Origin of the sequence: Azospirillum himalayense (assembly GCF_042657465.1) — a bacterium.
Classification (GTDB): domain Bacteria; phylum Pseudomonadota; class Alphaproteobacteria; order Azospirillales; family Azospirillaceae; genus Azospirillum; species Azospirillum himalayense.
The window spans coordinates 1-25,867 of the sequence record NZ_JBHSLC010000025.1 but is presented as its reverse complement, the minus strand read 5'-3'; the positions used below and the strand labels follow the sequence as shown (position 1 = coordinate 25,867).

Genomic DNA, 25,867 nt, shown 5'->3' with positions numbered 1-25,867 from the left:
TCCGGTGTCTGGGGAGTTGGCTTCTGGGGGAGTTGGCTGCCGGTTCCGTCTGCGTCGGGGCCCGGCCTGTCCGATGACCAGACCCTACGCCCCGCCGCCCATCCCCGCTGTGGCCTGCGCCACACTCGGACGCGGTTTGCTTTCAGCGCCGCAGGATTGACGTTCATCAAGACTCCGTCGGGCAAAGCGGTGTCTTCTCTGTCCCCATGACCACCGACCTTCTCCTCGCCGCCCTGTTCCTGTTCGCCACCCACGCCGTGCCGTCCTGGCCGGGGGTGCGGCCGTGGCTGATCGCCCGGCTGGGGCGGGGCGGGTTCGTCGCCCTGCATTCGCTGGGCTCGCTGCTGGCGCTCGGCCTGTTCGTCTGGGCCTACCACGAGGCCGGGGGCGGGGAGCCGCTGTTCGTTCCCGCCGGATGGGCGGCGCCGCTCGTCGTCGCGCTGATGCCGCTGTCCTTCCTGCTGATCGCCGCCCGCGTCACCAGCAAGGCCGGCGAGCCCGACGCCCCCAACCCGCCGCGGGGCGTTTACCGGATCACCCGCTTCCCCGGCTCCATGGGGCTGCTGCTGTGGGCGCTGCTGCATCTGCAAGCCACCGGGGACGGGCGGCGGGTCGTTCTGTTCGTCACAATGGCGGCCATCGCCCTGTTCGCCATGGTCAAGAACGGCTGGCTGCTGCGCCGCAGCGCGGGCGGGCGGACCTACCGGGCGGAGACCTCCGCGCTTCCCTTCGCCGCCATCCTGGCCGGACGCCAAAGCTTCCGTCCCGGAGAGATCGGCTGGAGCCGTGCGCTGGGTGCGCTGGCCGCCTACGCCGCGATGATCGCGGTGCATCCCTGGCTGTTCGGGGTCAGCCCGCTCTATTGGCTGTAGCGCAAAGGTCTGCGGCACGCCGGTGCGGTCCGCCTGTTGACGGTCATGACAACAGACCGCATTGGGAGGACAGCGCCATGGAGCATCACACCGGCCCCGACGACCCCCGCGTCCGCGAGCGCGCCCACGCCATCTGGGAGCGCGAGGGCCGTCCCGAGGGGCGCCACATCGCGCATTGGCAGCAGGCCGCCCGCGAGATCGCCGAGGAGGACGCCGTCCCCGGTCCGGAGGCGGGGCTGCAAACCCCGGACAGCGCCAGCGAGCGCGCTTTGCACGAGGCCGCCGAGCATCTGCGCGGTGTGGACGCGCACAGCCACCACCGCCAGGCGTCGCCGGCGGAAGGCTGATCGGGCGGAAGGCTGATCGTCAGTCCTCGTCGTCCAGGGACAGCTGGCGAACCTCCAACCGGGGGTCGGGCCGTTGGGAATTGGGTTGCGGCAGCGGGCGCGGCTCCGCCGCCCGGCCCGCGGCGGCAGGCGGCGTGGCGCGGGGTGGGCGCAGCGGCTTGTTCACCGTGCCCCGCGGTCCGATGCTCGGCTCGTCGCCGAAGTCGGGCAGGGGCGGGCAGCGGTCCATCACCGCGCGCATCAGGACGGCGACGCGGTCCGTCTGCTTGCGCAGTCCCTGCCCGCGCTCCCCGTCGTAGAGCGGGTCGTCGAGGAACTTGCGGATCTCCATCAGCGCGCGGAACTCCACCCCCACCGTCTCGTGGGTGCCGATGGGCAGCGCCTTGACCCGCGCGAAGGTGTTGAAGAAGCCCAGGCTCTCCTCCACGAACAGGATCACCATGCGGGCGTGCAGGCGTTCCAGCGCGGTGGTCATCGGGCCGATCAGCTCCTCCATCTCCGACGGGGCGGCGTCCAGCCGTTCCTGGGTCACCGCCGCCAGCGAGAAGAAGTCGCGCACCTTGCGGGAGAATTTGCGGTAGCGGCCCATCCCGCCGACCGACACGCGCTCCCGCGCCGCCGCCGCCAGATCCGCGCACTTCTTCAGCATGTCGTCGAGCCGCATCAGCATGCGGGCGACCTCGCGCTGGCGCTGGGCCGCGCTGACCATGGGGGCGGGCGGGGCCTGCCGGCGGGGAGGGGAGGGGCGGCCGATCATCAGAGATTGGTTATCATGATCCGGTTCGCCGGGTCTAATTCCCCGTGCGGACGTTCAGTACCCGTTCGCTGCCGCCGCGCAGAACGGTCACCTGAAGCGGCGTGCCGACCCGCACCAGACCCATGCGGTTGCGGAAGTCGGTGGCGCTGCGCACCGGGCGCCCGTTCACCGCGGTCACCACGTCGCCGCTGCGGAAGCCGGCGCGGTCGGCGGCGGACCCGCGCTCGACTTGGGCGATGACCGCCCCGGCGTCGCCGGCCAGATTCATGCTGTCCGCCAGATCGGGGGTCAGGTCCTGGATGGAGACCCCCAGCCGGCCGCGCCGCACTTCGCCATACTCGACCAGCTGCTCCATCACCGAGCGGACGATGCTGACCGGGACGGCGAAGCCGATGCCGACCGACCCGCCCGCCGGGCCGATGATGGCGGTGTTGATGCCGACCAGTTCCCCGTTGAAATTCACCAGCGCGCCGCCGGAGTTGCCGGGGTTGATGGACGCGTCGGTCTGGATGAAGTCCTCGTACCCCTCGATCTTCAGACCGCTGCGGCCGAGCGCCGAGACGATGCCGGAGGTCACCGTCTGGCCCAGCCCGAAGGGGTTGCCGATGGCGACCAGGAAATCGCCGACCTTCAGCTGGTCCGAATCGCCCCAGGGCAGGGCGGTCAGCTTCTCCGCCTCGATCTTCAGCAGCGCGATGTCGGTCGCCGCGTCCCGCCCCACCAGCTTGGCGCGCAGGCGGCGGCGGTCCTTCAGGGTGACGGCGATCTCCTGCGCGTTTTCCACCACATGGGCGTTGGTGATGACGTAGCCGCGCCGTGCGTCCACGATCACGCCCGACCCGGCGCTGACCTGCGGGCGGGCCTGCTGCTCGGGGACGTTGAAGAAACGGCGGAAGAAGGGGTCGCGGAGCAGGGGGTTCTCGGCCTGCGGCGCCCGCGACAGGACGGCGATGTTGACGACGGCGGGGGTCACCTGCTCCAGCATCGGCGCGATGGTCGTCACCCCGGTGACCCCGGCGGGCAGGGCCGCGGCGGCGGGGGCCGGGCCCGCGCCCGGAACGCCGATCCCCAAAAGCCCGGCCACGCACGCCGCCCCAGCAAACCGAAGCGCCGCGAACCGAAGCGTCGTCGTCATCGGCATCTTGTCCCCGTTCCTGTTGTTCCGTACCGCGTTGGCGCGGCTGATGTGGGCGAACGGCGCCCTTGGGTCAAGCCTGTGCGCCCTTTGCGCCACTGCCCTCCGCGCAGGGGCAGAGGAGTATAGGGCAGCGGCGGCGACGGGAGAATCCTCAATGCCGCGGCACCGCCCTCTTTGCCGATTCCGCCCCGGTGATCGGCTTCCAGATTGGTTGCATGACGACGGGGTGCGTCATCGCGCACCGGCCATGAGTTCATTAAGACTTTGTTCAGCGGGATCTGCGAGGCAGAGATGTGAGGGATTTGCCTGAAATCCAGACCATGTCTGGTGTAACCTCAGTTTTCCTAAGACGTGCTTTCCTCCATGGCGGATTCTCAACAGCGGCCCGCCGACGGTGACGACGATGAGCGACGTTCCTCTGATGGAACTGACCGAGCATGACTACCTCCAGATGGAGGAGGCGCTGTCGCAGACCGCGCGCGGCCGCGCGTTCCTGCGCATGCGCGACCGACGATCCCGCGTGGTCGCGGTGGACGAGTTCCACCGGCTGACCGGCGCGCTGGAGCAGCAGGTCAACCGGCTGCGCGGGGTGGACACCGGCGCTTTGCCCCGTCCGGTGCCGGGAGGCGGGATGGGGGATGGCCTGCAGCTTCAGCAGGAGCTGATGTCGATCACCCAGGTGGTGCGCGAGACGCGCAGCGACATCGCCGCGCTGCGCCCCGCCGACACCGGATCGAACCGCATCGAGGCGGCGACCGGCGAGCTGGACGAGATCGTCGCGGCAACGGAGCGGGCGACCACCGACATCCTGAACGCCACAGAGAAGATCCAGGAGATCACCCAGGGCATCCCGCGCACCGATCCCGACATCGCGGAGATGGTCGACGCCATTGATGCCTGGAGCATTGAGATCATGACCGCCTGCGCCTTCCAGGACATCACCGGTCAGCGCACCACCAAGGTGGTCAACACGCTGCGCTACATCGAGCAGCGCGTGAACACGATGATCGAGATCTGGGGCGTCGACCGCATCGCCTCCGCCACGGAAACCGCGTCCATGGGCGAGGGGGCATCCCACCGCAAGCTGGGCGACACCCGGCCCGACGCGCATCTGCTGAACGGCCCGCAACTCGGCGGGCCGGAGGTCAGCCAGGACGACATCGACGCCCTGTTCGACACGCTGGCCACCCAGATCCCCCAGGTGCTGGAGCGGGCCGAGCCGGCCGAGGCGCCGGCACCGCCCCCACCGCCTCCGTCTCCGCCTCCCGCCGCTGCGAAGCCGGCTCCGCGACCCGCCGCCCCGGCGCCCGAACCGTCGGGCGGCGGCAGCGAGATTTCGCAGGCCGACATCGACGCGCTGTTCGCCTGAGGCGCCGATGGCGAACGACGGCTCCCACAAGTCCCGGATACGCTTGAGCCAGGAGCAGCTGGACCGGGTGTGCGAGCGCCATGTCCGCTTCACCGAGGGGCGGCCCAACGGCGCCCGCGCCAACCTTCCCTTCTTCGACCTGACCGGGCTCGACCTGTCGGGCCGCAACCTGACCGGCGCGCATCTGTCCGGCGCCATCCTGCGCGACGCCCGGATGCAGGGAACCATCCTCGACCACGCCGACCTCTACGGCGCGGACCTGCGCGGCGCCGACCTGTCGGAAGCGCGGCTCTACCGCACCGACATGCGCGGCGCCAACGTGCGCGGCGCCATTCTGGACGGCGCGGTGATGGTGGAGGTCGACCTGCGCGACGGCAGCGTCGCCAACCGCAGCGCGTCCGGCGAGCTGAAGGTGGTCGGGTTCGAGCCGGGACCGGCGGACATGGCCTCGGCCAAGCTGACCAACGCCGACATGGCGCGGGCCAAGCTGTCGGGCAGCTTCGCGCGGGCGGCGGATTTCACCAACTCCCGCCTGTCGGGGGCGCGGCTCCAGCGCACCGACCTGCGTGACTGCAACTTTTCCGGCGCCGACCTCCAGGGGGCGGACCTGAACGGCGCCGACCTGCGCGGCGCCAAGCTGGACGGCGCCAAGGTGTCGGAGCTGGACCTCGTCACCTCCATCCGCACCGACGAGGAGGCCGTGGCCGCGGCCCAGGCGCCGCAACCGCTTCTGGAGCCGGACGAGGACCCGTCGGCGGAGCCCGCCCGCCCGGCGATCGCGGCGGCGGACATAGAGGTTCTGCTGCACCAGCACCTGCTGTGGCTCGGCACCAGCGGCCAGAAGGGGCGCCAGCTCGACCTGACCGGCTTGAATCTCGACGGGGCGGACCTGTCGGGCAAGGTGCTGACGCTCGCCAAGGGCTCCGGCGTGCGGCTGCGCCACGCCCGGCTGAACGGCGCGCAGCTCCAGGCGGCCCAGTTCGACGGCGCCGATCTGCGCTCCGCCGACCTGCGCGGCGCCGACCTGCGCGGCGCGAAGCTGGACCGCGCGATCCTGATCGACGGCTGCCTGGACGGAGCCAATCTGGGGACGCTGCTGATCAGCGCCGGAGCCAAGATGATGCGCGCCTCGCTGGTGCGCGCCCGCATGGCCGGCGCCTCGCTCAGCGCCACGAACATGAAGGGTTGCGACCTGACGCTGGCCGACCTGACCGGCTGCGACCGCAGCAGCGCGATCTTCGACGAGGCCATCCTGGACGGTGCCCGGCTGGGCAACGCCTGAGGCTTTCACCGTTCCCGCAAAGAGAAAGCCCCTCCCCGGCGGACCGGGAAGGGGCTTTTTCCGTGCTGTGACCGGCGTGGGACTAGGTCGCTCCCTGGGGGGCGATCTGGCCTCCGGGGGCGACGCCCGGCTGGCCGGTGACTGGCTCCGTCACCTGATGGGTGATGGCCGCGGGAGCGGCCTCCGGGCTCATCAGCGACATGCTGACGGTCGGGGTCTTCCATTCCAGGCTGTCGAAGGCGCCGCAATGGCCGCACAGGCCGCCCCAGCTCGGGCTGACCGCGTTGCAGGCGCTGCAGGTCCAGGCCGCGTCCGCCGGGGCGTTCGCCGCCTGGGCCAACCAGGCGCGCGCCGCCTCCTCGTCCTGCCGCTCCGCCCGCTCCAGCTCGGCCAGGAGCTGGAAGACACGGCGGGAGGGCCGCATCTCCAGCGCCTTGGTCAGATGGGCGCGGGCCTCGCCCCACAGCTGGGCGTCGAGGGCGGCGCGGGCCACGGCGAGCAGCGACTCGACGTCGTTGGGGGCGTGGTTGCGCAGCTTCTCGAACAGCTTGACGCGGGTCATCGGGTCGTAGCTGGAGACCACCTCGCGGTAGGCCGAGGTCAGGTCCGGGTGCGGGTTGACCCGCCAGCAGCGCTCGATGGTCTTGGCGGCGTTCTTGTGCTTGCCGATGGCCATCTGCAGCCGGGCCGCGCGGGCCGCCGCCGGGACGAAGCCGGACAGCAGGTCGTGCGCCGCCTGGGCGTGCGACAGGGCCGAGTCGGACCGGCCGCGGCGCTCCGCCTCGAAGCTGCGCTCCAGAAGCAGGGTGGCGCGGTGGCGGCGACCGTCGTCGGGGTTGATGGCGCCGGCCTGGACGGCCTGCTGCAGCGTGCCTTCCGCCGCCGCCCATTCGCCCGAACGGGCTTCCAGGTCGTACAGCGTGCCGAGCAGCCAGGGCGTGTTGGGCTGGAGCGACTGGGCGCGGCGGGCGAGCTGCAGCGCCTCCACCCGGTCACCGGCCTTCAGCGACTGCGTCAGCAGGCCGCGCAGGCCGAGGAAGGCGGTCTCCGGCCGGTCGAGCATGGCGGTGAAGTACTCTTTCGCCGCGCGGTCGTCGCCCTGGAGCTGGGCGGCCTGGGCCGACAGCAGCATGGTCAGCGGCGGCTCGTTGAGCAGCCCGTCGGCCTTGCGCGCCATCTTGCGGGCGGTCGTGGCGTCGCCGGCAGCCACGGCGACCATGCCGCGGGTCAGCGCCTGATAGCCGCGCTCGCGCCGGCGCGACCGGCGGTAGCGGCCGAAGTTGCGCGGCGCGCCCAGGACGGCGCGGGCCAGCCGGTAGATGACGATGCCCGCCGCCAGAGCCGCCACGCCGATCAGGATGGCGATGCCGATGCCGGTCTCGACGACGTAGCCCTGCCAGTTGATGGCGAGGGTTCCGGGATGGTTGGCCAGCCAGACCGCGATCGCGACGACGATGGCGACCTTGATGATGAACCAGATGGCGCGTGTCATTGGGCCGCTCCCTTGACACCGGCGGACTGCGAGAGCAGGCCGATGGCGCGGTTGGTGAGCTGCTGGCCGGCCTCGTTGGCGGCCAGACGGGCCTTGGCGTCGGCGATCCATGGGGCGGCGACCTGCGCCGCTGGGCCCTTCAAGGCGGCCAGCTCGTTGACCGCGCCGCCGAGGTTGCCGGCCTGCAGGGCGGCTTCGGCACGCGCGACCACCGCCGAGGCGCCGTCGCCGACCGCGTCGCCGCCCGAGCGGCGCACGGTGACCAGCGTGGCGATCTTGCCGGTGACCTGCTCCACCCAGTCGTTGCCCTCGCCCTGGTTGTCGGCGCGCACGATGTCGGAGGCCATGGCGGAGAAGCGGTCGGTGAGTTGCGGCTGCGTCGGCACGCCCTTGGCGGCGTAGCCGGCCACGGCCTCCAGCGGCTGCGTCACCTGGGCGTCGCCCGACGCCACGGCGCGGACGGCCTGGAGTTCCTGCTGGAACGGCTGCCCGGCGGCCAGGGCGGAGCGGAGCTGCCCGGCGGCGAGCACCAGCGCCTGGGCGGCGGTGGCGGCGTCGCGGCGGGTCTCCACCGCCTGATTGACCGCGGCCAGCTCCTGCTTCAGCGCGTCCACCTCCTGGCGGATCTGCCCGGCGGCCTGGGCCTCGTTGCCCACGGCGTCGACGCGCTGCTGGACTTGGCCGAGCTGCTCGGTCAGCTGGGCGACGCGCGGGTCGGGCTCGGCCGGGGCCGCCGCGGCGGCGGCCTGCGGACGCTCCTCGAGCTGCTGGATGCGGGCGGTGAGCTGGCCGACGGCGTTGTCCAGCGTCTGCTGGTCGATGCCGGCGGCGGCAGCGTTGCCCTCGGCCGGGGTGGCGGGGCGCTGCTCCAGCTTGGCGAGGCGCTCGGACAGCTGCTGGATCTGGTTGCGCAGGGCCGGGTCGGGCTGCGGCGCGGGCGCCGTGGCGGCCGGACCGGCGGCGGGGCCGCCGGCGGTGGGCCAGCCGGGGACGCGCGGCCCCCACCAGGGCTGCGACAGGGCGGCGGCGCCGACCAGCAGGGCGATCAGCGACACGGCGGTGGCGAAGCCGGCGCCGGACTTGCGCTCCTCGCGCGGCGCCTCGTAACGCGGCGGCTCGTAGGAGGAGCCGGTGTAGGCGGGGGCGGGGGGCTCCACCGGCGGCGGCGTCTCGCTCTTGACCTCTTCCGACTTGAAGGGATCGGCCTTGGCCTCCTCGATCCGGGTCTCCTCGACCTTGATCTCCTCCGAGCGGATCTCCTCGCCCTTGATCGTCTCGGCCTTCACGTCGCCGCCAGGCAGGGTGTCCGCGGCGGGCGGCAGGGTGGAGGGCGGCAGGTCCGTCGCCGGCACCGGGCCACCGCCCGGCAGGGTGTCATCGGCCTTGACGGGCTCGGCGCTCCCGGGGACGGGGGCGGCCGACGCGATGATGGCGGCGTCCGGCGGCAGCGGGATCACCGAGCCGGCGGCGTCGGGGGCGTTGCGGTCCTCGCTCGGCGTGGCGGCTTCCAGGTCGGCTTCGCTCAGCTTGATCCGGTGCTTGGCGGCGGAGGCGCGGAGATCGGCGTGGCGGGCCAGCGGAATGGCGCCGCGCTTCTTCCAGCCCTGCACCGTGGTGACCGGGATGTCCAGCTTGTGGGCCATGGGGCGGATGCCGCCGAAGCGTTCGATGATGCGTTCGACGGCCGGGCCGCCGGCCACTTGATTTTGGTCGGGCGTCTGGTTCTGGTCGGACGGCGTGTGGCCGTTCGGGTCAGCCTCGTGTTCGGAGCCTGGGCGAGAGGTCATTGGGTGCCTTCTGGTCGCAGTTGTTCTCAACGAACGCCACACAAGCCCCCAAGCGGATGCGCTCAAGCCCGGCCCGTGCCGCCGGATGCTTCCGGCAGCAGGCCGAGCAGAGAGTCCTGCTCCGGCCGTGGCGCCACCCGTACGTTCTGCCACGGTGTCACTCCCAGCTCACCGTACGCGCGGGCGGCCTCCGCGACCGCGGGGCTGAGGCAGAGCGCGTCCACTGTACGACAGCGGTCGATGAGCCCGGCCTCGGCGACAAGCCTAACAAACGAACGGGCGGTACGGGGAGAGAAAAACAACACGGCGTCCAGTGTTCCCGTACGCAACAGCGCCGCCGTGCCGTCCGACAGCCGCGCGCTCGGAACGGCGTCGTACAGCGTTTCCCGCAGGATGGAAAATCCGGACTCCCCCAGCAGGGCCGACAGGTCGCCGGCGAGCTTGGTTCCTGCGACATGAAGTAGCGGACCCGCCGCTGCGGTGCAGCGTCGGCGCACCAGATCGGCCAGCGCGTACACGTCGCCGGACGCACTTTCCACCCGCGTGAAACCGGCTTCGCGGGCGGCGGTCGCGGTGGCGTCGCCGACCGCATAGACCAGACGGTCACGCCGGCCTGTACGTCTGGTGTAGCCCCGTACGCCGTTTGCGCTGGTGAAGAGGAGGGCCTGTACGTTCCCGACGTCCGGCTCCGGCCCGTCGAGCCAGCGGATCTCCAGCATCGGCTCCGCCGACACGGCGAAGCCCAGCGTGCGCAGGCGGGCCGCCAGCGGCTCGGAATCCTCCGCCGGACGGGTGACCAGGATGTGAGGGGCCGCCATCGCCGGCCGCCGTCAGCTCTTGAAGAAGTCGGGCGGCAGGACCGCCTTGATCTCCGCCCCGGCGTCGGCGCCGATCGCAGCGGCATCGCTTGCGCTGCCGCTGCGCTCCGCCCGGAAGACCTGCCGTCCGTCGTTGGACAGCACCTTGGCCTTCAGGTGCAGCCGGTCGCCGTCCAGCGTGGCCAGCCCGGCGATGGGGGTGCGGCAGGAGCCGTCGAGCATGGCGAGGAGCGCGCGCTCCGCCGTCACGCGGGCCGTGGTGGCGGCGCAGTTCAGCGGGGCGAGCAGGGCGCGGGTGGCGTCGTCGGCGCTGCGGATCTCGATGCCGATGGCGCCCTGCGCGACGGCGGGCAGCATTTCCTCGTGCTCCAGCACGGCGGTGATGCGGTCGGTCAGGCCGAGACGGCGCAGCCCGGCGAGCGCCAGCAGGGTGGCGTCGACTTCTCCGGCCTCCAGCTTGGCGAGGCGGCTCTGCACGTTGCCGCGGAAGGGCACGACGGTCAGGTCGGGCCGCCGCTCCAGGATCTGGGCCTGACGGCGCAACCCCGCGGTGCCGACGACGGAGCCGGCGGGCAGCGTGTCCACCGTGTGGCCGCCGCGCGAGAAGAAGGCGTCGCGCGTGTCCTCGCGCGGCAGCAGCGTGGAAATCTCCAGCCCGTCCGGCATCCAGGTCGGCACGTCCTTCATCGAATGGACGGCGAGGTCGGCGCGGCCGTCGAGCAGCGCGTCCTCCAGTTCCTTGGTAAACAGGCCCTTGCCGCCGGCCTCGGCCAGCGTGCGGTCCAGGATGCGGTCGCCGGTCGTCTTGAAGACGACGATCTCGATGGCGCCGGGGGCGGCCAGATGCGGGTGCGCCGCGATCAGCCGGTCGCGGGTCTCGTGGGCCTGCGCCAGCGCCAGCGGGCTGCCGCGCGTGCCGATGCGGAGCGGTTGGGTCATGAGGCCAGTGTTCTAGGCGATCCACGGCGCTTTGCAAGCCCTGGTGACGCGCGCGCTACTCTTTGGTGAAGGGAGAGGCGCGCCGCGCCGTGACCACCATGCGGCGGCTGTCCACCATCCAGGAGGCGTCCTCGAAATCGCCGGCCAGCCGTTCGATGGCGAATCCGGCGGCCTCCAGCATCAGTTCCAGCTCGTAGCGGAAGATCATCCGCCAGGTGAAGCCGTACTCGGTCACCGCGATCTTGCCGTCCGGCAACAGCTCGTCGTACCAGCCGTGGATGCGCTGGCACTGCCGCTCGTCCAGGCGGGTGGCCAGGCTGTTGCGGATGTAGCGGTTGCCGCTGTGCGGGTTGCGCCGGGGCTCCGACGGGCTGGGCTTCGTCTCGGCGTCCATCGGCATGGTCAGCGGGTTCATCACGTCCAGCGCCAGCGCGCCGCCCGGCGCCAGATGGGCGGCGGCGGCGGCCAGCGCGCGGCGCTCCGCCGTCAGGTCGGGGATCAGCATCAGCACGTTGAAGGGAAGGACGGCCAGCCGGAAATCCCGCGCCGGCAGGTCCAGAGCCGCGGCGTCCTGCCGCACCAGGTGGACGCGCTCCCTCACCTCCGGCGCCTCGCGTTCCAGCTTGGCGCGGAGCTGGTCGAGCATGGCGGCGGAGACGTCCACCGCCCACACCGTGTGCCCGGCGCGGGCCAGCGGGATGGTCAGGCGGCCGGTGCCGCAGCCGATTTCCAGAACCGGGCCGCCGGCCTCCGCCGCGCGCTCCTTGTAGAACGGCACGTCGCCGAGGATGCCGAGGCGGGCCAGAGTCGCCGCGTGCTCCGCCCGCGCCTCGCCGATCTCCAGCGACGGGTAATCGCCGTCGTAATAGACGATGCTGGCGTCGTGGTCGGGGACGTCCTTGTTCATGGGTGCCTGAACAGTCTGAGAATTCCGGGTCGAAAATCCGGGCCAAGACCCTATACCAGAGCGGTGGAGACGGCTAGTTTGACGGCCATCATGATCGTTCTTGGAATCGAAACGAGCTGCGACGAGACGGCGGCGGCCATCGTGACCGACGCGCGGGAGATCCGCGCCGACGTGGTGCTCTCGCAACTGGACGACCACACGCCCTATGGCGGGGTGGTGCCGGAGATCGCCGCGCGCGCCCATCTGGAGCATCTGGACGGGCTGATCCGCCGCGCCATGGCGGAGTCCGGGCTGGGCTTCGCCGACATTGACGCCGTGGCGGCGACCGGCGGGCCGGGGCTGATCGGCGGGGTGATCGTCGGCGTGATGACCGCCAAGGCCATTGCCGCGGCGCGCGGGCTGCCCTTCGTCGCGGTGAACCATCTGGAAGGCCACGCGCTGACCGCCCGGCTGACCGACGACGTTCCCTTCCCCTATCTGCTGCTGCTGGTGTCCGGCGGGCATTGCCAGCTTCTGGTCGTGGAGGGGGTGGGGCAATACCGGCGGCTCGGCACCACCATCGACGACGCGGTGGGAGAGGCCTTCGACAAGACGGCCAAGCTGCTCGGCCTCGGCTATCCCGGCGGGCCGCTGCTGGAGAAGGCGGCGGCGCTGGCGACGAATCCGGGCCGCTTCGATCTGCCGCGCCCGATGGTCGGTCGCCCCGGCTGCGATTTCTCCTTCTCCGGCCTGAAGACCGCGGTGCGGCGCCATGTCGAGGAGCTGGGATTGCCCCTCTCGGCGGAGGATCAGGCCGACCTCGCCGCCGCCTTCCAGAACACGGTGGCCGAGGTGATGGCCGACCGCTGCGCCCGCGCCATGCGCCAATTCAAGGAGATGCACCCGCAGGGCGGCGCCCTGGTGGTGGCCGGCGGCGTGGCGGCCAACAAGACGCTGCGCGCCCGCCTGCAAAAGCTCGCCGACCGCGAGGCCATGCCCTTCGTGGCGCCGCCGCTGCGGCTGTGCACCGACAACGCGGCGATGATCGCCTGGGCGGGGATCGAGCGCTTGCGGCTGGGCCAGACCGACCCGCTGGACTTCGCCCCGCGCCCGCGCTGGCCGCTCGACCCCAGCGCGAAGCCGGCCATCGGCAAGGCCGGGGTCGGCTCCGGCGTGAAGGCGTGAGGGTGAGTCCGGCATGGCTCTGAGCTTCCGCACCGCCCGGCGCGACGACGTGCCGGAGATCGTTCGGCTGACCGCCGACGACGCCCTGTCCACCGGCGGCGATGTCTATGCTGAGCCGCTGGACCCGCTCTACTGGGACGCCTTCGACCGCATGGCGGCCCAGCCGGGCAACTCCATCGTGCTGGCGGAGCAGGACGGGCGGATCGTCGGCTGCTTCCAGTTCACCGTCACCCACGGGCTGGCCCGCCGGGGTGCGGCGCGGGCGACGGTGGAGGCGGTGAAGGTGGACGGCGCGCTGCGCGGCCAGGGCATCGGCAGCGCCATGATGCGGCACGCCATCGCGCTGGCCCGCGCCGAGGGCTGCGTGATGGTGCAGCTGACCAGCCAGACCCGGCGCACCGACGCCCACCGCTTCTACGAGCGGCTGGGCTTCCGGGCGAGCCATGTCGGGATGAAGCTTCTGCTGACGCCGGAGGCTTGACCGTCCGGCTTGCGGGCCGGGAACGCTCCGCCTAAACAGACGGGCAATTCCTTCAAGACAAATCTCGAAATCGGGGGGCATCCATGGCGGCAACGGACTTCCGGCGCATCGGCGTGATCGGCGGCGGAGCCTGGGGCACGGCGCTGGCCCTGGCCGCCCTGCGCGCCGGGCGGGAGGCCCTGCTGTGGGCGCGCGAGCCGGCGGTGGTCGAATCGGTCAACGCCGCGCGCGAGAACCGCGACTTCCTGCCGGGCGTGACCCTGCCCGTCGAGTTGCGCGCGACCGGCGATCTGGCGGAGGCCGCCGCCTGCGACGCCATCCTCCTCGTCACCCCGGCCCAGCATCTGCGCAGCGCCTGCGCCGGCCTTGCCGCCCATTTGCGGGCGGGCACCCCGCTGGTCATCTGCGCCAAGGGGATCGAACTGGACAGCCACGCCCTGATGAGCGAGGCCGCCGCCGCGGCGTTGCCGGCGGGGACTCCGCTGGCCGTGCTGTCCGGTCCGACCTTCGCGGCGGAGGTGGCGCGCGGCCTGCCGACCGCGGTGACGCTCGCCTGCGCCGACGCCGCGCTGGGCGCCCGGCTGGTCGAGGCGCTGGGCAGCCGCACCTTCCGCCCCTACCTGTCCGACGACGTGGTGGGCTCGCAGATCGGCGGGGCGGTGAAGAACGTGCTGGCCATCGCCTGCGGCGTGGTGGAGGGCCGCAAGCTGGGCGACAACGCGCGGGCGGCGCTGATCACCCGCGGGCTGGCGGAGATCACGCGGCTGGCCCTGGCGCTCGGCGGGCGGCCGGAGACGCTGATGGGGCTGTCAGGGCTGGGCGACCTGACGCTGACCTGCTCCAGCCTGCAATCGCGCAACATGTCGCTGGGCGCCGCGCTGGGCGCCGGCCGGACGCTGGCCGAGGTGCTGGCGGAGCGCCGCTCCGTGGCCGAGGGCGTCTACACCGCCGCCGCGGTGGTCGGGCTGGCCGGGAAGAAGGGCGTGGACATGCCGTTGTGTGCCGCCGTGGAGGCCATCCTGAACCGCGGCGCCGGGCTGGACGCGACGATCGACGGGTTGCTGTCGCGGCCGTTCCGCGAGGAAGGGCGCTGAGGGGCCGGCGGCCCGGCCATCTTCGGAATGGTTGCAGGTTCGGATGGGTTGTGCGAGGCTTCGCGCCGTCACAATCGGAGTCCGTTCCATGTTCGCCCCGCCGCACCCGTTCGCCCTGCTGGCGCTTCGCGCCGCCGCATTGCTGGATGCCGGGCGGATGATCGCCGCCCGACGGAGCGGGGACGGGCGAAAACAGCGCGGTGCCTGAGCGAAACCGCCACAAAACCGGCCCTGCGCGTCCCGGGCGACCGCCCCCGCTGCGCGCGCCCTTCCTCTGGCTGCACCGCTGAGTCCTCCCCGCCTGCGGAAGACCGTGCGTCGCGGCACCTTCCGCGGCGGTCGCGGCTGCGCTAGGCTCCCGCCCGACCGAACGGAAGGGGTTCCCCATGCTGTACATGTTCCATTGCACCGACAAGGCCGGCGCCGCCCAGGTGCGGGCCGACAACCGCCCGGCCCATCTGGCCTATCTGGAGGCGCACGCCGACCGCCTGTTCGCCGCCGGCCCGCTGCTGTCCGACGACGGCCAGGGCATGGCCGGCAGCCTGCTGATCGTGGAGTGCGCCGACGAGGCCGACGCCAAGGCGTTCGCCGCCAACGACCCCTACGCCCAGGCCGGGCTGTTCGAGAACGTGGAGATCCGGGCGTGGCGCCGGGTCTACCCGAAGTCCTGACCGGGGGCGGACGGCGATGGCCCGCTGGCTTCTGAAGTCGGAGCCCTTCAAATATTCGTGGGAGCGCATGGTCGCCGACGGCACCACCCATTGGGACGGTGTGCGCAACCATCAGGCGTCGAACAACCTGAAGGCCATGAAGATCGGCGACCGCGCCTTCTTCTACCACTCGAACGAGGGGCTGGAGGTGGTCGGCGTCGTCGAGATCGCGCGGGAATACTACCCGGACCCGAGCGACGAGGCGGGGCGCTTCGGCATGGTCGACGTGCGGGCGCTGCTGCCCGTGAAGACGCCGGTCACGCTGAAGACGATGAAGGCCGACCCGCTGCTTCAGGGCATGGCCCTGGTCAAGCAGTCCCGCCTGTCGGTCTGCCCGGTGACCGACGCCGAATGGGCGCATGTCTGCGCGCTGGCCGGGATCGAGGCGTGACGGTTCTTAAGGACGGTTGAGAGCGCGGCCGTCTGCGCGGCGGATCAGTCCGCCGGTTCGCAGATGGCCGCCTGGAAATCCTGCGTGGCCTGAAGCATCCGGCGGGCCAGCGCCTGCATCTCCGCGGCGGCTCCGGCGAAGCTGGCTTCCGTTCCGAACGGCGCCAGGGCGGCCGAGCCGGACGCCTCCAACTCGGCCAGCGAGGCCGTGCGCAGGGCGGCGTCGATCACCATCAGGCTGGTGCGGCTGCCCATCTCCGACAGGCGCCCGGCCAACTCGATGCCCTGCCCGACGCTGCCGCCGGCCGCGCCGTTTCCGGTGGTGCCGTCTCCGGTGGTGCCGTCCGCGTTGGTCGTGCTGGCCATGCCGGTGCCCTGTTGTTGGGGGAACGCCATGCACGCTAACGATGCGGCGGTTAAGACCGGGTTAAGCGGCTCCCCGAAGGGCGTCATCATGCTTTCGTATTATGCGCGACAAATAGTCGCGCGGTCGTGTTGCCGCGGATGCCGGTGAATTCAAAAGAACGGGCGGTGCGCTGCAACAAAGTGGAGCGGAAAGCCCCGATGGAGGGGACGGACAATCAGCCGTTCTGCTTGTGGTGACGGGAACTTGTGTGGATAATGTCCCGCAACAGGAGCGGCCGGAAGCCGCTCCCCAACAGCCCTTCAGGGCGTAACCAGAAGCACTACGGGGGAATCGCGAGCCAATGTCCGACAATTCGTTTTTTCCTGTTAAGCAGGAAATCGCCAAGACCGCTTACGTGGACGAAGCCGCCTACGCCCGCCTGTACGAGCAATCCATCAACGATCCGGAAGCCTTCTGGGGCGAGCAGGGCAAGCGCATCGACTGGATCAAGCCCTACAGCAAGGTGAAGGACGTCAGCTACACCGGCGACGTCCACATCAAGTGGTTCTACGACGGCACGCTGAACGTCTCCGCCAACTGCGTCGACCGCCACCTCGCGACGCGCGGCGACCAGACCGCCATCATCTTCGAAGGCGACGATCCGGGCGTTTCCAAGCACATCAACTACAAGGAACTGCACGAGCAGGTCTGCCGCCTCGCCAACGTCCTGAAGAAGAACGGCGTCAAGAAGGGCGACCGCGTCACCATCTACCTGCCGATGATCCCCGAGGCCGCCTACGCCATGCTGGCCTGCGCGCGGGTCGGCGCCATCCACTCCATCGTGTTCGGCGGCTTCTCGCCGGACAGCCTGAAGGACCGCATCGTCGACTGCGACAGCCACTTCGTCATCACCTCCGACGAGGGCCTGCGCGGCGGCCGCAAGGTTCCGCTGAAGGCGAACGCCGACAAGGCCGTCGCCGCGGCGCCGGGCGTCAAGCACGTGCTGGTCGTCAAGCACACCGGCGGCAACGTCGCCTGGACCGAGGGCCGCGACCTCTGGTACCACGAGGAGATCGCGTCGGTCTCCGCCGACTGCCCGCCGGAGGAGATGAGCGCGGAAGACCCGCTGTTCATCCTCTACACCTCGGGTTCGACCGGCAAGCCGAAGGGCGTGCTGCACACCACCGGCGGCTATCTCGTCTACGCCTCGATGACCCACCAGTACGTCTTCGACTACAAGGACGGCGAGGTCTACTGGTGCACGGCCGACGTGGGCTGGGTCACCGGCCACAGCTACATCGTCTACGGCCCGCTGGCCAACGGCGCCACCACGCTGATGTTCGAAGGCGTGCCGACCTATCCGGACATCTCCCGCTTCTGGCAGGTGGTGGACAAGCACAAGGTCAACATCTTCTACACCGCCCCGACCGCCATCCGCTCGCTGATGCGCGAGGGTGAGGGTCCGGTGAAGAAGACCTCCCGGTCCTCGCTGCGCATCCTGGGGTCGGTGGGCGAGCCGATCAACCCGGAAGCCTGGCTGTGGTACTACAACGTGGTCGGCGACGGCCGTTGCCCGATCGTCGACACCTGGTGGCAGACCGAGACCGGCGGCATCCTGATCACCCCGCTGCCGGGCGCCATCGGCCAGAAGCCGGGTTCGGCGACCAAGCCCTTTTTCGGCGTCAAGCCGGTCGTCGTGGACAACGACGGCAAGGAGCTGGAAGGCGAGACCGAAGGCAACCTCTGCATCGCCGACAGCTGGCCGGGCCAGATGCGAACGGTGTTCGGCGACCACGAGCGCTTCGTCCAGACCTACTTCTCGACCTTCGCGGGCTATTACTTCACCGGTGACGGCTGCCGCCGCGACGCGGACGGCTATTACTGGATCACCGGCCGCGTGGACGACGTGATCAACGTGTCCGGCCACCGCATGGGCACGGCGGAAGTGGAAAGCGCGCTGGTCGCCCACCCGAAGGTCGCCGAGGCCGCCGTCGTCGGCTATCCGCACGACCTCAAGGGCCAGGGCATCTACGCCTACGTCACGCTCAACGCCGGGGAAAGCCCGACCGAGGAGCTGCGCAAGGAGCTGGTGGCCTGGGTGCGCAAGGAGATCGGCCCGATCGCCTCGCCGGACCTGATCCAGTGGTCGCCGGGCCTGCCGAAGACCCGTTCGGGCAAGATCATGCGCCGCATCCTGCGCAAGATCGCCGCGAACGAGCACGACAGCCTGGGCGACACCTCGACGCTGGCCGATCCGACCGTCGTGACCGACCTGATCGAGAACCGCATGAACAACGCCTGACCGCGGCGTTCATCGGGGTTTGTCTGCGGACCGGGGGCCTTCGTGGCCCCCGGTTTCGTTTTTTGGCTGTTACTTGGGCGTGGAGTCCGGCCCGCCGGAGGCGCCGCTGCCGGACTGATTTTTCACGGACTCGGCGGTGCCGGGCTTCAGGCCGGACTCGCCGCTTGCCGCGTCGGGGACGGAGCCGATGCGGCCCTGCGCGCGGGTCTCCGCCGCGTTCTTCTGCTTCTCGGTGCGGCGCTCGCCCAGAGTCGGGTCCTGGGCGCCGGTCGATTCCATCCAGGCTTCGCCCTGGGACGGCGGTGCGGCGCCGAGACCGCCCTCCATCGTCTTGGCGTCCTGCGCCACGGCGGCACCGGTCAGGGCAAGGCTGGCGGCCAGCAAGGCGATGGCGCCGGGGACGTAAGACGAGGCCTGGGTCGTCATGGTTCGCTCTCCTCCTTGGTGGGAGGGGCAACAGCGGAGCGAGACGGCGGGTTCCCGAATCATCCTTTGGTAGAGCCGGGTTAGCCCATGCCCGTCCCGTCGCACCAGGGCTGGCGCCGTTCGCCGTGGTAGGGGCGGGCGAGCCCCGCCTCGATCAGTGCAGCCGACAGGTCGGCGCCTCCGCCGGTCAGGACGCGGGCGCGCACCCGCCCACCATATTTGTCGGGCTGGACGTCGAGCAGCCGCACCGGGGCGGCCCCGATCAGACGGCGCGCGTGGTCGCGGGCGGTCTCCGCCAGTTCCCGCTCACGAGGGCAGCGGGCGCGCATCTCGGGGGCAATACGAAATGATCTTGTGGATAAAAACGGCCAAGCCATTGAAATAATTGGTAAACACTGGATTTATGTCACATGCATGTTCATGAACACCATGTAACAGCTCCATGAGCTGATCCCTGTGTCGCCTTCTTACGCACTCTGCGTGGAATGACTGATAGCCGAGCGTCATTCTCAGTTACGCCGTTGCGGCGTCGCTACCTTGTGTGTCCGATTCCCACGACATCGCTGACCGAATCAACATATAGCCGCGCCGGTCGCAACATACGTGCTGTTGCAGCGCCATGTTCCGCCGTAGTGATTGTCCAGCCCCCCTGTTCCGCGGTAGCACGAGACGGGAAGCAGCGACAAGCTGCTGTAACGGGTTTGCTTCTCCGGAGCAAAACAGGCCGCCACTCATACCGCTGTGCAGAATATCTGGCACATGCATGCTGGTCACAGAATGCTGGTCAGGCATGCGGTTCGGGAAAAGCCTATGCGTCAGCGATTCTGCACGATGGCATCACTGCTTTATCGCTGAGCATGCCAAATTGATCGGGTGCTTCATCCAGGTCGTGGCACCGCTAACTTATGAGAAGCAAAGCGAGGTCAAGGTGCGTTTCGATAGCTTAAGCTCAGTCTTGCGTTAAAAGGAAGTTCCCTTCACAATCCGTCCGCGTATACGAAAGGGGGAAGCGGCCTTGTCCAGAAAACTTCGGCTCACGAAGTTCCGCGATGTATCGCTGGATGATCCATTTTTCGACAGCCTTAAAACAGGATATGAGGAGTTTCCGAGATGGTTTACGTCGAAAGCTGACGAAGATCTTTATGTCGTAGACGATGGAACGCGTCTGAGTGGAATGCTTTACCTGAAAAGGGAGGACGGGCCGGTCACTGACATCGAGCCCAATCTTCCTGATCGCGCTTGGCTCAAAGTCGGGACGCTTAAAATAGTTGGCAAAGGGACCAAATTAGGGGAACGCGTCCTAAAGAAGGTGTTCGACACTGCCATTTCACTGAGCGTAGATGGAATCTATGTCACCGTTTTCGAAGTCCATAGTAAGCTAATAAAGTTGTTTAAGCGTTATGGGTTTGTGAAATATGCAGAAAAGACGACAACAAATGGTACAGAACAGGTTCTTGTGCGGTCACTCACCGATTTCACTGGCCACATTGTTCGAGATTACCCATTCATTCATACTACCGGAAAATGTGCATGGCTTCTCGCGGTATATCCCGAGTACCACTCACGTCTTCTTCCTGATTCCATCTTAAATAATGAACCAATAGAAATTATACAGGATGTTTCTCACACAAATACAATCCATAAAATTTACATTGGTAAGCTATCCCTTAGCAGAATGGCGCCAGGGGATGCGGTAATCATTTACCGGACGTCCGATGGCTTAGCCCCAGCAAGGTACAGATCAGTAGCAACATCGGTCTGCGTTGTGGAAGAGGTTCGAAAAAAGAAAGATTTCGCCACTGCCGACGACTACGTAGCATATTGCAAGCCGCATAGCGTATTTTCTGAAAAAGAGTTGCGTCAACAATTTGCTACCTCGCCAAGGCTGTATGTGGCTAAAATGACCTATAATGCGGCCTTTAACCGCCGCACGACTCGTGGGAGCCTTATGGATGACGCCGGAGTTTCCGAGCAGCCTCGTTGGGATTTTCGCAAGCTCACGCCTCAGCAGTTCCGTACAATCTTGGCTTTAGGACGAGTAAATGCGCGTCTTGTTGTCGATTAAACCCGAGCACGTTGAAAATATCTTCAATGGAGATAAAATTTATGAATTTAGGAGAAGAGTATTTGTGCGAAGAGACGTGAGGTCGGCTGTTGTATATTCAACTAGTCCTGTAGGAAAGATTGTTGGAGAATTTGATATCAGCGAAATTCTCTGCGCCTCTCCAGATGAGCTATGGAAGAAAACGGCTAGCGGCTCTGGAATTACGCGCCAGTATTATGACGCTTATTTTGCTGGGCGCGCTCGAGCTTTTGCACTCGCGATCGGCGCCGTTCGTAGGTACGAAGTCGCGGTTGCGCCGAGGGATCTCTTGGCTAGCTTCAGGCCGCCCCAGTCGTATATGTATGTTGACGACGGCGTTGGAGTAGATTGGCTTTATAAGAATCAAGGGGAGCTATTTTAAATTCATGGATGGAAAAATTTTTATCGTATTCGGTATTTCAGGCGTGGGAAAGACAACCGCCTGCCAATCATTTGTGACGCGCCATCCGAATTATCTTTATGTGCGTGCGAGCGATCTCCTTGGGAATGTCACTTCTCTGACAAGTGAGGAGCTTAGGACAGCAAGTAGATCGCATATTATTCGAACTCAAGCTCTTTTAGCAGACGCGCTTCGTATTCATCGAACCGGGCAAGAAAGTCGGCGCGTCTTAATTGATGCTCATAGCGTAATCGATAACGATCGGAGTTTGATCCGCATACCTGTTGACGTGATACGTTCACTTTCTCCAAATGGGCTGATCTTTCTTGAGGCCGATGCGGACCGTCTTGTAGAACACCGAAAAGCATCCAAAAAAATGCGACCTGTACGGTCAGCACCTGAACTCGCTCGGCAACAAGAGATCGCGAGAGACACCGTCTGTCAATATGCTTGCGAGCTTAGGATTCCGTTGGCCGTCGGCACGGTTACCAACGGCTTTGATATCGCTCCTTTGATTCTATCTATTGATGAGGCAGCAACTTCTCAGTTATGAGGGGATTAATCTTATGTAGATTTTGTTTAAGATTATTCTCATTAAAAGCGAACTCTGATAGATTTGGGACGTAAAGGCCAGACCTAACGGACGTTAGGTTGAAACCATACCAATCGAAGATGCGCTCAAAAGCATGAATTTTCCTTTCGTTAACAGTTAAATGCGGCCGGTCAGTGTCAAGCCACTTCAATAAGCTATCAAAGATCCGAATACCTATGCCACGACCTACATAGGACGGAGCAATTCGGACAGTGCAGATTTTTCGCTCAAAAGGCTCAAGCTTTGCGATGCCTAGCCCAACGAGCTGTCCGTCCCGCTCTATACGATGGAGATAACGGGTTCCGTCTATCAGGCCTGGTACAACCTTAGAGTTGAACCAAGTTTTGATACCTGGGTAGTCCGTTGAGAGGGGGACGATGAAGGCCAATGCCTCTGCTGCATCGCGCTGGATCTCTGAGGTCAAGTCGAGGCGCCTTCTGGCATGCACCATTCGGTCATTTGAGCCATTCATGGAAACTCTCATCGACGACGATCCTGTTGAATAAGCATCATAGGGCCTAGCAGGCCAACACGAAACATCATATAGCTCATTAGATCTTATTTCTTTTCGGCGTAGTAACTCTGGTATAGAGCCACGATACCAGACGCGGTAAGGTTTCCGACGATTCCAAATAGGAATGCAATCACAAGGTAGATCAGCAAGATTGTATTGCTGGTGCGCCGCGTCTGAAGCTTCACGAAAGCTGTGAAATCGTCAACAAACTGGCCTGGCTCTCCTTTGCGCCAGTGGTAAACCATCATCCCTTGTGGGATGCCCCCTGGAACATATTTGTCCCATGGATCGTGCTCCAGCAGACGATTTTTGTAGAATGCTGTGTTGCTGACCGACAACTCCGACAACACTGGCACGGCCGTTAGGAATGCAACTCGATTAATCGATGCCCGACCATTAGCAGCGTCCCTCTTCATCTGCCTCTCGATAGGAGCAGGTAACGTGCGGGCTTCATTCAACCGGAAATCGACATACTCGACCTCCTCAAAGCCGCTTTGGAAATGACGATCAGTTGGCGTGATGACATTGACAAATGGGCTCTGCTGTTCTGGTTGAGCGTATATGCGAAGCCTGAAATATAAGCGCCCACCCACCGGAAGTCGAGCTGAACTACTCTCAACTGCATGAGGCAGAATGGTAATGATAGTCCCTCCGCCTTCATACTTTATGCATATCTCGCTTGAATCAATAGAATTATTCTGCTTCAAGAATACGTGAACACGGCAAAATAAAGAGTCATCCATGCATAGAAGGTTAATCCACTGCTCTCCTGAGAGGCTATGCTTGTCGCTAGAAAGCACTTCATTAAAAATACCTTGTGCTATATCAGGATCTCCGAAATATGTCCCGAGATCTTCAACTGTTTCGGCAGCAACGACAAAAGGCACAAATATCGATATATGGTTAATTTCGCTTGGATCAAAAAGAAGAACTCCAACCTCTAAGAAGTCGCGTCTCAATAATCCGCCGGGCGCTCTTTGCCCAGTTCCAGCAACGCGCCAGTAATTAAAATGCGTTTCAATCTCGGTTTTCCGCCCGCCCTGTTTCAGTGAGCACCAAACTGCCATACTGCCGTTCGAAACCGCCACCGGCTTTCTCCCTAATTTTTGGAGATTTTATCCGAATGGAAGCTACGCGCAAGACGTATAATCAGGTGCTTCTAAACCTAAGGTCATCGCGGCAACGCCATTCGCCACAGCCTAAGCTGTTCGGCCATGACCTAATTCCGCAGGGTGGCGGGCTGGAGGCACGGCATGCATGCCACTCGAAGTACGAGCCACGGATTAAGGCGAGGACGTATGAGCTTTGGCATTAAAATGCGATGGTAGGATGACATAGAATTGGACTGCTGTTGGCAAATAATGATATGCGCCAGACGAATGGTGCCGTGTGTAGTTCATGAAAGCGTGGCGTCTTCCTGCTTAAACTCCGACAGGTGCCACGGTGACGTTTAGAGTGCAGATCAAAACCTTCTCTGGGTCGAGCAGAATCAATGGATTGATCCCAGGGAGGCGAAATTTTGATCCGTGCCCATAGTTTGTGGGCGACAATTTCCAGCAGATCGCCGTGCAGTAGGCGTGCGACTGTTACCACCTTGTGTGCCACGGAGAGGCGTTGGGGCATGTTGGCGTCGGCGCCCGAGGGGGCGCCTGCACCAGCGTTGGGGGCGGCCCCTCGGGCGCCCCCTTGGACTTAGAGCACGGATCAAAACCATGCCTTCATGGCCCTAAGCCATTGATTTAGCAGGATTGTACGAGGTTTTGATCGGCACTCTTACGTCTCTGTTCCTTGTCCACCTCAAAGGCCTCCGGTTGCGGTTCAATCTACTGCAGCCGGGTGTCTCATCGAACCTTGCCGGGTCCCAACCACAAACCCAGCTATTTGATCGAACGGATTGCCGCCGACAAACTGTTTGGGCAATCCAAGGCCACCACTTTGTCCAACAACGCTTGCTTCGCTTCCTGCCAGTCTTGTTCACCGATGTCGAGCGTCCGATTGACCAAGCGCCAGTTGAATTTGATGCCGGCCCTCTGCAAAAGCAGCCCGACTTCATAACCGTCCCAAGCGGACCGGTCGCAATCCTTGAGCCACTGAAGCGTCTGCCTCCAGGCCGCCTGAAACTGTTCCGTCGCCGTCATGGTGCTGATCCTGCGCTTCTGTGTGGGTGAACCGGACCGTCTGTCGCGGGCGATGCCACGCCAGCCGGTCAGCCCGATGTCTTTTTTCGGGTGGCGGACATAAGCCGAAATCCGAACCTATGGTCAAGTGTCATGCCCGAAAGGACAGTTCGGGTTATGTCCCAAGACCTGAAGCGCATCATTGGCATGCGGGTGCGCGCCCGCCGCGTCTCTCTGAATCTTACGCAGGAACAGGTGGCCGAGGCGGTGGCCCGCACCGTCGAAACGGTCTCGAACCTGGAACGGGGGAAAGCGTTTCCCAGCCTGGGCATGTTGGAGCAGATTGGCCGTGTGCTCGACCTGCCGTTGGCCAGTCTGTTTGAAAACACCGAGACGGCGGCGGCCATCTCGCCCTGGAGGGCCGAGATGCGCGCACGCTTGCTTGTGCTGGCAGATGGCCTTGCCGATGCCGATTTGGAGATCGCGGTTCGGCAGGTTGAGGTGTTGGCGCGCAAGCGTGAGCGGCGGAGCTGATGATGCAACACGTTGGCCGGAACCGCTGCCCACGTTCGTCTCCGTTGGAAAGCAGTGTGCTGCCGGCGGGCAGTTTCCAACCATGGAGGCCGCCCTCATACCACTGGGGTATTTCGGCACCAACCTTGACTTGTTCGAAGAACAGGCAAATGATTTGGTTTACGGTACAGGCTGGGGAGCCGATGACCGTCACCAACCTTGACGACCCCCAGCTGCAGAGCTGGGGGCGTCTTGATACTGTAGAATGCTAGAATCAATAGATGCAATGACCATTAATTCCAGATGTAGACACAGTGCTTGTTCGTGTTTTTGAAAAGTATGCGATAAATTTATTAATGTGGAAGGAGCGGCTAGCGCTTAAAATCCGTTATGGTAGCGTCATTGCTTGAGGTTGATTTCGTCAATCGGTCATAAGCGTGCCTCCATCGCTCAGCATCACGCTCGGCTTTATGGCGGGCATGAAAATGCGCTGCAGCTTCGGCTAAAGCGTTGTGAAGTTGCAGTTTAAGGTCGGCGACATCTTCCCGCAGGCGTGCGATGACGGCGGCACCGCTGCGTGGACTTGCTATTGGCTTCATTTGCTCCAGAACCTGCAAACGAACACCCATATACTTGCAACCCTCATAACCAATCAGACTGCGCGCCCGTCCGGCTTCTTTGGCCACAGTCGACACGTTGATGCGCAAGCGGCCCTGAGCGGCCAGCTTTTTGAGAGCGGTGTTCGTCGGCTTACAAGCTACCAGGCGCTCCAAAGCAGTAAGGAAATCCTTCTCAATCACCGAAGGGTGAGAGGATTTACTGCGGGAGAGCATTGTCCAATTCCTCCGTGATGCGCTTGTCCATCGGCGTGATGTCAACGCCGATGCGTCGGAGCAGCGCTTTCGCCTGCGCAGCTCGCTCTCGTATAACGTAAGCGGTGCGAGCGCACCCTTCACTGATCCGGCGCGATCACCGCATCGCTCTGTGGCGGCGGCCCTTGAAGTGTTCGCGGAGGTCGAGGATGGCC

At 65.9% G+C, this 25,867-nt stretch carries 28 protein-coding genes; 14 read left to right on the top strand and 14 right to left on the bottom strand.

Features of this window, described 5'->3' with window-relative positions; all coding sequences use genetic code 11:
- Positions 1-206: 206 nt before the first annotated feature.
- Positions 207-872, top strand: coding sequence for an NnrU family protein (locus ACFPMG_RS15450; RefSeq protein WP_376995983.1), 666 nt, complete (start codon positions 207-209; stop codon positions 870-872).
- A 77-nt stretch (positions 873-949) separates the two neighbouring features.
- Positions 950-1,219 (top strand): DUF2934 domain-containing protein, encoded by a 270-nt coding sequence (locus ACFPMG_RS15445; protein WP_376995982.1) that lies wholly within the window; start codon positions 950-952, stop codon positions 1,217-1,219.
- 19 nt (positions 1,220-1,238) lie between these two features.
- Here ACFPMG_RS15445 and ACFPMG_RS15440 read toward each other — a convergent pair whose 3' ends face one another.
- Together ACFPMG_RS15440 and ACFPMG_RS15435 are read right to left on the bottom strand one after the other, a co-directional pair.
- Positions 1,239-1,976, bottom strand: coding sequence for a hypothetical protein (locus tag ACFPMG_RS15440; protein WP_376995981.1), 738 nt, complete (start codon positions 1,974-1,976; stop codon positions 1,239-1,241).
- Positions 1,977-2,010: 34 nt separating this feature from the next.
- Positions 2,011-3,111: a Do family serine endopeptidase gene (locus tag ACFPMG_RS15435; protein ID WP_376995980.1), complete on the bottom strand. Its 1,101-nt coding sequence runs from the start codon at positions 3,109-3,111 to the stop codon at positions 2,011-2,013.
- Positions 3,112-3,517: 406 nt separating this feature from the next.
- On the opposite strand from ACFPMG_RS15435, the gene ACFPMG_RS15430 reads away from it, so the two are divergent.
- Complete coding sequence (locus ACFPMG_RS15430; protein ID WP_376995979.1) at positions 3,518-4,483, top strand: hypothetical protein; 966 nt, start codon at positions 3,518-3,520, stop codon at positions 4,481-4,483.
- Positions 4,484-4,490: 7 nt separating this feature from the next.
- On the top strand, positions 4,491-5,765 hold the full coding sequence (locus ACFPMG_RS15425; protein ID WP_376995977.1) for a pentapeptide repeat-containing protein: 1,275 nt from the start codon (positions 4,491-4,493) through the stop codon (positions 5,763-5,765).
- Positions 5,766-5,847: 82 nt separating this feature from the next.
- Here ACFPMG_RS15425 and ACFPMG_RS15420 read toward each other — a convergent pair whose 3' ends face one another.
- The 5 genes from ACFPMG_RS15420 to ACFPMG_RS15400 all read right to left on the bottom strand — a co-directional run bounded on the left by ACFPMG_RS15420 (position 5,848) and on the right by ACFPMG_RS15400 (position 11,708).
- Positions 5,848-7,257, bottom strand: a complete 1,410-nt coding sequence (locus tag ACFPMG_RS15420; RefSeq protein ID WP_376995976.1) for a heme biosynthesis protein HemY — start codon at positions 7,255-7,257, stop codon at positions 5,848-5,850.
- Complete coding sequence (locus ACFPMG_RS15415; protein WP_376995974.1) at positions 7,254-9,044, bottom strand: mitofilin family membrane protein; 1,791 nt, start codon at positions 9,042-9,044, stop codon at positions 7,254-7,256. The genes ACFPMG_RS15420 and ACFPMG_RS15415 overlap by 4 nt, the downstream gene beginning before the upstream one ends.
- 62 nt (positions 9,045-9,106) lie before the next feature.
- Positions 9,107-9,862: a uroporphyrinogen-III synthase gene (locus ACFPMG_RS15410; RefSeq protein ID WP_376995973.1), complete on the bottom strand. Its 756-nt coding sequence runs from the start codon at positions 9,860-9,862 to the stop codon at positions 9,107-9,109.
- A 12-nt stretch (positions 9,863-9,874) separates the two neighbouring features.
- Entirely contained in the window at positions 9,875-10,801 is a 927-nt protein-coding gene (gene hemC, locus ACFPMG_RS15405; RefSeq protein WP_145704015.1) for a hydroxymethylbilane synthase, read from the bottom strand.
- Between the two features lie 55 nt (positions 10,802-10,856).
- Complete coding sequence (locus ACFPMG_RS15400) at positions 10,857-11,708, bottom strand: class I SAM-dependent methyltransferase (RefSeq protein WP_376995972.1); 852 nt, start codon at positions 11,706-11,708, stop codon at positions 10,857-10,859.
- A 90-nt stretch (positions 11,709-11,798) separates the two neighbouring features.
- Here ACFPMG_RS15400 and tsaD point away from each other — a divergent pair, with 90 nt between their 5' ends.
- From tsaD to ACFPMG_RS15375, 5 genes are all read left to right on the top strand, one after another.
- Complete coding sequence (gene tsaD / locus ACFPMG_RS15395) at positions 11,799-12,872, top strand: tRNA (adenosine(37)-N6)-threonylcarbamoyltransferase complex transferase subunit TsaD (protein WP_376995971.1); 1,074 nt, start codon at positions 11,799-11,801, stop codon at positions 12,870-12,872.
- A 13-nt stretch (positions 12,873-12,885) separates the two neighbouring features.
- Positions 12,886-13,353 carry a GNAT family N-acetyltransferase gene (locus tag ACFPMG_RS15390; RefSeq protein WP_376995970.1) on the top strand — a complete coding sequence of 156 codons (468 nt, stop codon included), beginning with the start codon at positions 12,886-12,888 and terminating at the stop codon, positions 13,351-13,353.
- Between the two features lie 83 nt (positions 13,354-13,436).
- Positions 13,437-14,447, top strand: a complete 1,011-nt coding sequence (locus ACFPMG_RS15385; protein WP_376995969.1) for an NAD(P)H-dependent glycerol-3-phosphate dehydrogenase — start codon at positions 13,437-13,439, stop codon at positions 14,445-14,447.
- Positions 14,448-14,833: 386 nt separating this feature from the next.
- Positions 14,834-15,118: a YciI family protein gene (locus ACFPMG_RS15380; protein ID WP_094305214.1), complete on the top strand. Its 285-nt coding sequence runs from the start codon at positions 14,834-14,836 to the stop codon at positions 15,116-15,118.
- A 16-nt stretch (positions 15,119-15,134) separates the two neighbouring features.
- A complete protein-coding gene (locus ACFPMG_RS15375; RefSeq protein ID WP_376995968.1) occupies positions 15,135-15,548 on the top strand; it encodes an EVE domain-containing protein in 414 nt (137 codons plus the stop codon).
- A 44-nt stretch (positions 15,549-15,592) separates the two neighbouring features.
- Here the strand turns inward: ACFPMG_RS15375 and ACFPMG_RS15370 are convergent, their stop codons facing one another.
- Entirely contained in the window at positions 15,593-15,913 is a 321-nt protein-coding gene (locus tag ACFPMG_RS15370; RefSeq protein WP_376995967.1) for a hypothetical protein, read from the bottom strand.
- Positions 15,914-16,254: 341 nt separating this feature from the next.
- On the opposite strand from ACFPMG_RS15370, the gene acs reads away from it, so the two are divergent.
- Positions 16,255-18,195 carry an acetate--CoA ligase gene (gene acs, locus ACFPMG_RS15365; protein ID WP_376995966.1) on the top strand — a complete coding sequence of 647 codons (1,941 nt, stop codon included), beginning with the start codon at positions 16,255-16,257 and terminating at the stop codon, positions 18,193-18,195.
- Between the two features lie 69 nt (positions 18,196-18,264).
- Here the strand turns inward: acs and ACFPMG_RS15360 are convergent, their stop codons facing one another.
- Both ACFPMG_RS15360 and ACFPMG_RS15355 read right to left on the bottom strand, forming a co-directional pair.
- Positions 18,265-18,621: a hypothetical protein gene (locus ACFPMG_RS15360; RefSeq protein ID WP_376995965.1), complete on the bottom strand. Its 357-nt coding sequence runs from the start codon at positions 18,619-18,621 to the stop codon at positions 18,265-18,267.
- A gap of 80 nt (positions 18,622-18,701) precedes the next feature.
- Positions 18,702-18,950 (bottom strand): thermonuclease family protein, encoded by a 249-nt coding sequence (locus ACFPMG_RS15355; protein WP_376995964.1) that lies wholly within the window; start codon positions 18,948-18,950, stop codon positions 18,702-18,704.
- 686 nt (positions 18,951-19,636) lie between these two features.
- Here ACFPMG_RS15355 and ACFPMG_RS15350 point away from each other — a divergent pair.
- The 3 genes from ACFPMG_RS15350 to ACFPMG_RS15340 are packed head-to-tail and all read left to right on the top strand — an operon-like array spanning position 19,637 to position 21,657.
- Complete coding sequence (locus ACFPMG_RS15350) at positions 19,637-20,686, top strand: hypothetical protein (RefSeq protein ID WP_376995963.1); 1,050 nt, start codon at positions 19,637-19,639, stop codon at positions 20,684-20,686.
- A complete protein-coding gene (locus ACFPMG_RS15345) occupies positions 20,664-21,086 on the top strand; it encodes an ASCH domain-containing protein (protein ID WP_376995962.1) in 423 nt (140 codons plus the stop codon). Before ACFPMG_RS15350 ends, ACFPMG_RS15345 begins: the two co-directional genes overlap by 23 nt.
- Positions 21,087-21,090: 4 nt before the next feature.
- Positions 21,091-21,657 (top strand): ATP-binding protein, encoded by a 567-nt coding sequence (locus tag ACFPMG_RS15340; protein WP_376995961.1) that lies wholly within the window; start codon positions 21,091-21,093, stop codon positions 21,655-21,657.
- Here the strand turns inward: ACFPMG_RS15340 and ACFPMG_RS15335 are convergent.
- The 3 genes from ACFPMG_RS15335 to ACFPMG_RS15325 all read right to left on the bottom strand — a co-directional run bounded on the left by ACFPMG_RS15335 (position 21,626) and on the right by ACFPMG_RS15325 (position 24,348).
- Entirely contained in the window at positions 21,626-22,147 is a 522-nt protein-coding gene (locus ACFPMG_RS15335; protein WP_376995984.1) for a GNAT family N-acetyltransferase, read from the bottom strand. The two genes, ACFPMG_RS15340 and ACFPMG_RS15335, sit on opposite strands and share 32 nt — an antisense overlap.
- A 107-nt stretch (positions 22,148-22,254) precedes the next feature.
- Positions 22,255-23,298: a hypothetical protein gene (locus ACFPMG_RS15330; RefSeq protein ID WP_376995960.1), complete on the bottom strand. Its 1,044-nt coding sequence runs from the start codon at positions 23,296-23,298 to the stop codon at positions 22,255-22,257.
- Between the two features lie 789 nt (positions 23,299-24,087).
- Positions 24,088-24,348, bottom strand: coding sequence for a hypothetical protein (locus ACFPMG_RS15325; RefSeq protein ID WP_376995959.1), 261 nt, complete (start codon positions 24,346-24,348; stop codon positions 24,088-24,090).
- 156 nt (positions 24,349-24,504) lie between these two features.
- On the opposite strand from ACFPMG_RS15325, the gene ACFPMG_RS15320 reads away from it, so the two are divergent.
- Positions 24,505-24,861, top strand: a complete 357-nt coding sequence (locus ACFPMG_RS15320; protein WP_376995958.1) for a helix-turn-helix domain-containing protein — start codon at positions 24,505-24,507, stop codon at positions 24,859-24,861.
- A gap of 350 nt (positions 24,862-25,211) precedes the next feature.
- Here the strand turns inward: ACFPMG_RS15320 and ACFPMG_RS15315 are convergent, their stop codons facing one another.
- A complete protein-coding gene (locus ACFPMG_RS15315) occupies positions 25,212-25,673 on the bottom strand; it encodes a hypothetical protein (protein ID WP_376995957.1) in 462 nt (153 codons plus the stop codon).
- Between the last annotated feature and the right edge of the window lie 194 nt (positions 25,674-25,867).